This window comes from Desulfovibrio inopinatus DSM 10711 (assembly GCF_000429305.1).
In the GTDB taxonomy this organism is placed as follows: Bacteria; Desulfobacterota; Desulfovibrionia; order Desulfovibrionales; family Desulfovibrionaceae; genus Alteridesulfovibrio; species Alteridesulfovibrio inopinatus.
On sequence record NZ_AUBP01000065.1, the window covers coordinates 1 to 1,446 of the forward strand.

The following is a 1,446-nucleotide window of genomic DNA, read 5'->3' on the forward strand; positions in this document are numbered from 1 at the left end:
ATCCTTAGCGGCTTTCAAGAGATCGTCGAGATTCTTTTTGCTTTTCTTGGTGCTGTTATCGTCGATAGGGAGAGGTGGGTTGTTGACAATGGGTTGCACAGCGCCATTGGTGTCATTTGTGTTGGTCGCTGTTTCGTTGGGAAACACTTGATCAACACCCCATTTCCAAATCTCTTGTCCAGGAATTGTCAGGAGACCAAAGGGGTTTGTTAAGCCACTGGACAGTATTTTGATCAGCTTATACGCTTTTGATATCAGAGCCCCGAGCATGTCACCGTATTGATTAAGCAACGAATTTATCGTGGACAAAGCTTTCACGACATCATCATGCATTTCCTTGAATCCGGATCGCACGATCTGATCATATCGCGTTTGCAACGTCGAAACCTGCGATTCGATCGTACCCTGGATATCTTCCGATGCCGCCAACATCCCCTGGAATTGTTCCGCGACAAATTTCAGCGCCCGGCCTTCAGCCACGGCTTTTTTGAGTTGTTTATCCCACTCTGGTCCAAGTTTATCTTTTAGCAAAACGGCGATTTGGTCCGTTGCCCGAGCTTGCCCAGACATTACAGATCGTATTTCCTGGGCAATTTGCAAACTCGCTGTTTGCCCCTGGGTCATGAGTTTTATTTTATCGACAATAATACCGAGGTTGGTGATATCTTCCTCAGACGTCAGGACAACGCCTTTGTTCGTTAAAATTTGCCATGCTTCAGTGAGTTCCTGACCCGACGCAAAAAACCGTGCAGCAGCCAGCTCAACCTTTTCGTAGGTCTCCGTTGCATATTGGAGATTTTGTTCATAAATCGTCTTGAGTTCATCAGCCGACCCTTTGTTGTAGTCTGTCAACGTTGCCGCTACACTGATAATACGCTTTTCATAGGCATCGATTGCGTCAACAGCTTCCCAGAGATATTTCGTAGCGCGCCGAAACGTTTCAACAAGGGCTAACCCTGCAACAGCAGTCCGTACCTCTCCCAACACCGACATGATGCTGGATAATGCCGACTCCACCCCTTTGATTTGCTGTGGGGATTCAGCACCCAGTCGCTGGTACTCTCGACGCAAACCTTTGATTTTTGCCTTCAGCTTCTCTTGAGCCGCTGCAATCTCTTTCGCCGATGCCGTACCGCTCTCGCGTATAGTCGTGTACGATGTTTCGAGTTTACGAATTTCTGCTTTGATTTCGCGGGTGGAACGGAGACCCAAATCTCTCCACGCTGTATCGATTTTATTGGCACTGGTCGTTCCATCAGCACCCACCCGGGCATATTCTGTCCCCAACTCCTTGAGCTTCGCTTTCAACTTGTCCTTAGCTGCATCCAAATCCCGTACCGAGGCCGTGCCATCCTCTTTGACTTGCTTATACGCATCACCAATCCGCTTAATCTCGGCTTTGATCTCCCCGGCCGAGCGCAACCCCAACGTGCTCCAGGCCGCATC

Annotated in this window: 1 protein-coding gene; it reads right to left on the bottom strand. The window is 49.0% G+C overall.

Annotation, left to right across the window (positions count from 1 at the left end):
* Positions 1-1,446 (bottom strand): hypothetical protein (locus tag G451_RS34655; RefSeq protein ID WP_034643234.1); only part of this gene is annotated, 1,446 nt, incomplete at both ends.